Source organism: Mesorhizobium sp. B2-8-3 (assembly GCF_006440815.1).
Lineage (GTDB): Bacteria > Pseudomonadota > Alphaproteobacteria > Rhizobiales > Rhizobiaceae > Mesorhizobium.
In genome coordinates, this window is sequence record NZ_VFTW01000042.1 from 23,910 (window position 1) to 29,909 (window position 6,000).

General features: G+C 63.3%; 6 protein-coding genes and 1 pseudogene. 5 read left to right on the forward strand and 2 right to left on the reverse strand.

The annotated features are described in order from the left end of the window. The first annotated feature begins 180 nt into the window (after positions 1–180). Both FJ418_RS31040 and FJ418_RS31045 read left to right on the forward strand, forming a co-directional pair. On the forward strand, positions 181–909 hold the full coding sequence (locus FJ418_RS31040; protein WP_140872068.1) for a class I SAM-dependent methyltransferase: 729 nt from the start codon (positions 181–183) through the stop codon (positions 907–909). 147 nt (positions 910–1,056) lie between these two features. Further along, entirely contained in the window at positions 1,057–1,455 is a 399-nt protein-coding gene (locus FJ418_RS31045) for a GFA family protein (RefSeq protein WP_140872070.1), read from the forward strand. 36 nt (positions 1,456–1,491) lie between these two features. Here FJ418_RS31045 and FJ418_RS31050 read toward each other — a convergent pair. Further along, positions 1,492–1,945: pseudogene (locus FJ418_RS31050) on the reverse strand (GNAT family N-acetyltransferase). A gap of 163 nt (positions 1,946–2,108) precedes the next feature. Between FJ418_RS31050 and FJ418_RS31055 the strand changes: the two are divergent. After that, complete coding sequence (locus FJ418_RS31055; RefSeq protein WP_140872077.1) at positions 2,109–2,879, forward strand: sulfite exporter TauE/SafE family protein; 771 nt, start codon at positions 2,109–2,111, stop codon at positions 2,877–2,879. Positions 2,880–2,910: 31 nt separating this feature from the next. Here the strand turns inward: FJ418_RS31055 and FJ418_RS31060 are convergent, their stop codons facing one another. Next, the gene (locus FJ418_RS31060; RefSeq protein ID WP_140654895.1) at positions 2,911–3,462 is read right to left on the reverse strand and encodes a DUF2269 family protein; all 552 of its coding nucleotides are present in this window, start codon (positions 3,460–3,462) and stop codon (positions 2,911–2,913) included. Between the two features lie 560 nt (positions 3,463–4,022). On the opposite strand from FJ418_RS31060, the gene FJ418_RS31065 reads away from it, so the two are divergent. After that, positions 4,023–4,553, forward strand: a complete 531-nt coding sequence (locus tag FJ418_RS31065; RefSeq protein WP_140654898.1) for a DUF1465 family protein — start codon at positions 4,023–4,025, stop codon at positions 4,551–4,553. Positions 4,554–4,863: 310 nt separating this feature from the next. After that, positions 4,864–5,928, forward strand: a complete 1,065-nt coding sequence (locus FJ418_RS31070; protein WP_140872072.1) for a glycosyltransferase family 2 protein — start codon at positions 4,864–4,866, stop codon at positions 5,926–5,928. Positions 5,929–6,000: the final 72 nt, after the last annotated feature.

Consider the following 6,000-nt stretch of genomic DNA (forward strand, 5'->3'; position numbering starts at 1 on the left):
GCCGGGCGAAGATGGTTGCATTGCGGCATAGAGCAAAGGGGGCAGCTTGAACAGCAGCCGTGCGGCGCCAGGGCCAAAATGCTTAACCTGTGGCTTGCGTCGCCCATTCGGGTTCCGAGGATGGCGTTGGAAGCCGAGGGGACGTCCGCTAGATATGCAGGCAAAAAGCAGGACAGGCACATGGCGCAAAACATCTACGACCGTCCGGATTTCTTCGACGGCTATAGCCGTCTCGGCCGCTCGGTCCAGGGCCTGGACGGCGCGCCCGAATGGCCGGCGCTGCGCGCCATGTTGCCCGACGTCCATGGGCTGAGCATCGTCGATCTCGGTTGCGGGTTCGGCTGGTTCTGCCGCTGGGCGCGCTCGCATGGCGCGAGCGAAGTCCTCGGCCTCGACCTGTCGGAAAAGATGCTTGCGCGGGCACGCGCCTCCGGCTCCGATGACGCCGTCACCTACCGGCGCGCCGACCTCGACGAGCTCAGTCTGCCAAAGGCCCGTTTCGACCTCGCCTACAGCTCACTTGCCTTGCATTATGTCGGCGATGCCGCGGGCTTGTTCGCGACCGTCCACCAGGCCCTGGTTCCCGGCGGAACCTTCGTCTTCTCGACGGAACATCCGATCTACATGGCGCCGACCAACCCGGGCTGGTCCGTCGATGCCGCAGGCAGGAAGACATGGCCGGTCGACCGGTATCTGGTCGAGGGACCGCGCGCCACAGACTGGTTCACCAAGGGCGTGGTCAAACACCACCGCACTATCGGCACGACGCTCAATTTGCTGATCCAGGCCGGATTCAGCATCGGGCATGTCGAGGAATTTTGCCCGTCGGACGAGCAGATCGCCGCCCGGCCGGAACTGGCCGAAGAACTCGAGCGGCCGATGTTCCTGCTGGTCCAGGCGCGGCAGTGATGAACTCAGCTTGAAGCTAACGCCTCGCGCACCGGCCACATTCGTCAGCGCCGAATGTCGGGATCCGGCGCAAGTCCGGCGCATTCCTTGGCGACTCCCGCACGCCCCCGGCACTAAGCTGTGCTCGCTGCCTCAAGGAGGTTTCGCATGCGTGGCCATTGCTTATGTGGCGCTGTTGCCTTTGAAGTCGATGGCTCGGCTCAGGCCTGCGTGGTTTGTCATTGTGAAAGTTGTCGGCGGCAATGTTCTGCGCCGATGACCGCCTACATTGGCGTCCTGGACGGCCAATGGCGATGGCTTGGCACGCCACCGAAGGTATTCAACTCTTCTCCCGGCGTAGAAAGAACATTTTGCGATCACTGTGGCTCGCCGCTTTCCTTCCGCTCAAAGAACATGTCTGGTGTCATGCATTTCTTTGCGGCGGCGATGGCGGAGCCGGAAAAATTTGTGCCTACGCTACATGTCGCTTTCGAGGAAAAGCTCCCCTGGTTGAAACTCGCCGACGGCCTGCCGTCGCGTTTTGGGCCTGACTATACGAAAGGCTAGAGGGGGCCGGCGCTTTTGTGGAAACGCTAAGCCGCGCTAAAGCTCCAGCTTGTAGCCGATATGGCTGGCCTTGAAGCCAAGGCGCTCATAGAAGCGATGCGCGTCGAGCCGGCTCTTGTTGGTCGTCAGTTGGACGACGCGGCAGCCGCGCTCGCGGCATTTGTCGATCGCCCATTCGAAGAGGCGCTGTCCCAAGCCCTCGCCGCTCCGCCGCGACGCGCACCGCCTCGATCAGGCCGCGCCGGGCACCGCGCAGCGACAGCCCGGCGATAAAGGCGATCTCCAGCGTGCCGATGACGTCGTCGCCGTCGGTCATCACCGCGAGGAACTGGCTCGGATCGCCGTCTATCGCCGCGAAGGCGTCCAGATAGGCCCGCGACAGCGGCAGGCCGGCGTCTTCGCGGGCCTGGCCGAGCGCGTCGTCGGCAAGCATCGCGACGATCGCCGCGACGTCCGCTTCGCGCGCCTTGCGAATGCTGATGGCGCTCATTTCCACACCTCGAGACAGCGAGCCGGCCGAATGACGAATCTCGGCCGTGCGGCAGGTCGTCGATATCGGGCCGGCAATAGCGGATGCCGGCATTAATGACTATCCGGGCGGCGCTGTTCTGCGCTATGGCTGAATTCCCGCCTTCTCCAACTTTCCCTTGCCGATGTCAGGCCTGCTCAGCGACCCATGGTTCTATGCCGCCGCCATTCCGGCGGTGATCCTTGTCGGCCTGTCGAAAGGCGGCTTCGGCGGCGCCGTCGGTTTCGTCGGCGTGCCGCTGATGGCGCTGACCATCCCGCCGGTTCAGGCGGCCGCCATCCTGCTGCCGATCCTGTGCCTGATGGATGTGGTTTCCGTGTGGACCTGGTGGGGCGTCTACGACCGCAAGATGCTGGTCGACATGATGCCTGGCGCCGTCATCGGCATCGGGCTCGGCTGGCTGACAGCGGCTCTGGTCACCGAGGAGATGGTGCGGCTGATCGTCGGCGCGGTCGCGCTGGTGTTCGTGCTGCGCTGGATCTACCTGCAGTTCCGCCATGGCGCCGACCATGCGGCGGAACCGAACCGCATTGCCGCCGCCTTCTGGGGCACGGTCGCCGGTTTCACCAGCTTCGTCGCCCATGTCGGCGGCCCGCCCTTCCAGGTCTATGCGCTGCCGATCCGGCTCGACCCGAAAGTGCTGTCGGGCACGGCGGCGATCTTCTTTGCCGCCACCAACGCGCTGAAGCTCATCCCCTATTTCGCGCTCGGCCAGTTCGACACCACCAACCTTACAGCGTCGGCGGTGCTGATGCCCCTGGCGCCACTCTCCACCATCGCCGGGGCGTGGCTGGTGCGTCGCATGCGGCCAGAGACCTTCTACCCGTTCACCTACGCCACCGTCGCGGTGGTCGCCGTCAAGTTGCTGTGGGATGGTATCGCCGGCTTGTGGTGAGGTGGCTATCAGTCCACCTCACCACGAGCATTCAGGCGGCGCTCGGCACCATCTGGCGGCTACCGCCGAAGGCGAGCGCGGCGCCCAGCGCAACCACCATGACCATGCCGGCAAGAATGCCGATGTCGTGCAAAGTGGGCTTCAGCACCATGTCGGCGATGATCACCAGCATCACCGCATAATCGAGGCGCGCCCAGTTCATCATGCGCTGGCCGATGGCAAGAACGGCCGGCGTCACGCCCTGCTCGGCGATCATGACACCCATGCGCTCGCCGGTCGGCTTGAAGACGAGCATGCCGATCGAGAAGGTCGTGGCATAGCCGACGAGGCCGATGGCGATCCACAGGTCGGTAAAGCCGACCCAGAAGCCGCACATGATGAGGCCAAAGACCAGCGTCAGCATCGACATCGGCGCGAAGAACTTGCCGCCGAGCTGCCCGCTGGCGCGCATAGCCTGCAGCTTGTCCTCGATGTTGCCGGCACGCTCGGCCAGCACGCCGAGCAGGAACAGCACGAAGCCGCCGCCGACCCACAAAACGGCCGAAACGATGTGAAGGAATTTGACGATCGAATACCAATCCATGATCTGCTCCCGGATATCCCGCATGATTTTGAGCGGCGCGGATTTGCGCGCCGCCTCAGAGGAGCGGGCTTTTGCGTGGCGCGTGTTTCGGAACGATGTCGCGGCGGCAGCCAACATGTTTCGAAGTCCGCGATGACAGCATCCGAAATCCGGTTTCGGGCGATCCCGGGCGGCGAGGCCGGCTGTCCTGTTCCGGCACAGAAAAGCGCGGTCGCTTAAAAAATCGTCGCCGCGTTAAGGGTTCATTAAGCTTTACGGGCGTTTACTATGCGCATCCAGTTTTGCTGGATTCTTACCGAGTGGTTGGAGCCACTTTGTTTGACGCCTCCCTGTTAAACTCCTGAGAGCCGCCTTATCCGCGGCTCTTTTTTTGTCCGCGGGCGGCAAGCCGGGTGCCATCCGCTTGCGGATGGCTGGAACGAGGCCGGCGTTAACCGTTTGTTAAACATGCGCTTGCCTTCATGGGCATCGAAGCGCATTTTCAAGCCTCAGTCATTTAGGGTGCGGGCCGCGTCGGCAAGGATTGCCGAATCGGCCGACGGCAGTGCAGGGGCGTATCGATGAACGAGCCTTCGAAGGGCAGCGCGAAGACCATCAAATTGGCGGAGCGCCGGGTTTTCTCCCAATCCTTCAAGCCGCTCTACCAGGAAGGCATGGGGCTGGTCGAGCAGGCCGCCGAATATCTCGATGGCAAGGGCAGGCTCGAAGCCAAGAAATTGTCGCGCACGGCGGCGACACTCTATGCGGCCGAGTCGATGCGGCTGACCACAAGGCTCATGCAGGTCGCCTCCTGGCTGCTTTTGCAGCGGGCGGCGAATTCCGGCGAGATGACGCGCGACCAGGTGGCCTCGGAGAAATCCAAGGTGCGACTCGACACCGCCTCCGCGCATGACGAGGCGCTCGGCTGGAAAGAGCTGCCCAAGGATTTTCTGGACCTCGTGACGCGCTCGCTGCGCCTTCAGGCGCTGGTGCGGCGCATGGACGAGGAAATCTATGGCGGCGTCATCAACGAGACGCACGCCCCCAGCCGGCGGGCCAACCCGGTTTCCGACCAGATCAGTCTCTTGAATACGGCTTTCGCGCGCGGCTGAAACCGCGTTTGCAACAAACGCCGCGATAGCGGCGCGCGGGAAGCGGGAACCCACATCGTTCAATCGAGGCGCGATCTGGCGAGCCGCGATCGTGGCCGCAAGTCGAGCGCCTGCGACCCCGACTGCTCTTCGATACTGCGGGTAACCGTCGTTGCATCGAAGGCCATGCCGGCCTTCGCGAGAATATCGCCCTTGTCTTGAAGCGATGGGCTCCTAGTTGGAGCCGTTCGCCGCAGCCGGGTCGACCTGAGCCGGTTTTGCAAGAAAATCACCGTCACTGTGACCAAAGCAGATTGCGAGGCTTGATCCCGTGCATTCGCCATTGGACCGCATCCCGGTATCGATCATCATCCCCAATTATAACTACGAACAGTTTCTTGGACGCGCCATCGACAGCGCGTTGGAACAGGACCACCGAAATGTCGAGGTCGTGGTCGTCGACGACGCATCGACGGACGCGTCGGTAGCCGTCATCGAATCCTACGGCGACAAGATCCGCTCGTGCCTCAGGCGCAGGAATGGCGGACATGCCGCTGCGTTCAATACGGGGTTCGAGGCGAGCACCGGGGAGATCGTTCTTTTCCTCGACGCCGACGATTATCTCTATCCGAACGCCGTCTCCGAGGTCCTGGACGAGTGGGACGCGGATGTCGCCCAGGCGCAATTCAGACTGCATCTCGTCGATGAGGACCAACATATCAAGGATGTCTTTCCACCCCCGGAACAGCCATTCGACTCGGGCGACGTCGTCCCGGAATTGTTGCGCAAGGGGCGCTACCGTACGACGGTGACGAGCGGGCTGGCGTTCGACCGTGAGGCGCTGGACCCGATAATGCCCATGCCCGAAAGCGATTTCCGGCAAGGCGCCGATGGCTATCTCGCAACGCTCGCGCCGCTGCACGGGGAGGTGAAATCCATCGACACCTGCCTTGGCGCCTACCGCATCCACGGCTCCAACCATTCGGTCTTTGCCGAAAAGCTTGCCGAGCGGGCGCGCTGGCGCGTGGCGCATGACTTCCGGCGCCTTGAAGCCTTGTCCGACCGGGCGGCCGAGATCGGTCTGACCGTACCGCCGGATGCCGGCCTTCGCGATCCGGTTCATCTGGAAGAGCGACTGGCCTCGCTTTGCGTCGATGAGCCCCGGCATCCGGTCGCGACCGACTCCCGGCTGGGACTGGCAAAAGCGGGCGCCGCCGCCAGTCTGGAAATGGACGCATCCTGGCGGCGGCGGGCTGCGCTGGCAGCCTGGTTCCTCTGCATCGGGCTCCTGCCGCGGCGCATGGGAAATGCAGTCCTGGCATGGAAGCTGGTCGCGTCGTCCAGGCCGGCATTTCTCACGCGGCTGTCGAAAACCATCCGTCGCGTGACGAACTAGGGCTTGTTGAGATTCATCGTGAGTTTATGACGGCGGCAGCGAGATGGATGATGGCACTGAAACTCTGGTCGG

Excerpts from the sequence above, each read along its gene's own strand:
- FJ418_RS31040 (WP_140872068.1), top strand. The coding sequence starts at position 181 with ATGGCGCAAAACATCTACGACCGTCCGGATTTCTTCGACGGCTATAGC.
- FJ418_RS31045 (WP_140872070.1), top strand. The coding sequence starts at position 1,057 with ATGCGTGGCCATTGCTTATGTGGCGCTGTTGCCTTTGAAGTCGATGGC.
- FJ418_RS31055 (WP_140872077.1), top strand. The coding sequence starts at position 2,109 with ATGTCAGGCCTGCTCAGCGACCCATGGTTCTATGCCGCCGCCATTCCG.
- FJ418_RS31060 (WP_140654895.1), bottom strand. The coding sequence starts at position 3,462 with ATGGATTGGTATTCGATCGTCAAATTCCTTCACATCGTTTCGGCCGTT.
- FJ418_RS31065 (WP_140654898.1), top strand. The coding sequence starts at position 4,023 with ATGAACGAGCCTTCGAAGGGCAGCGCGAAGACCATCAAATTGGCGGAG.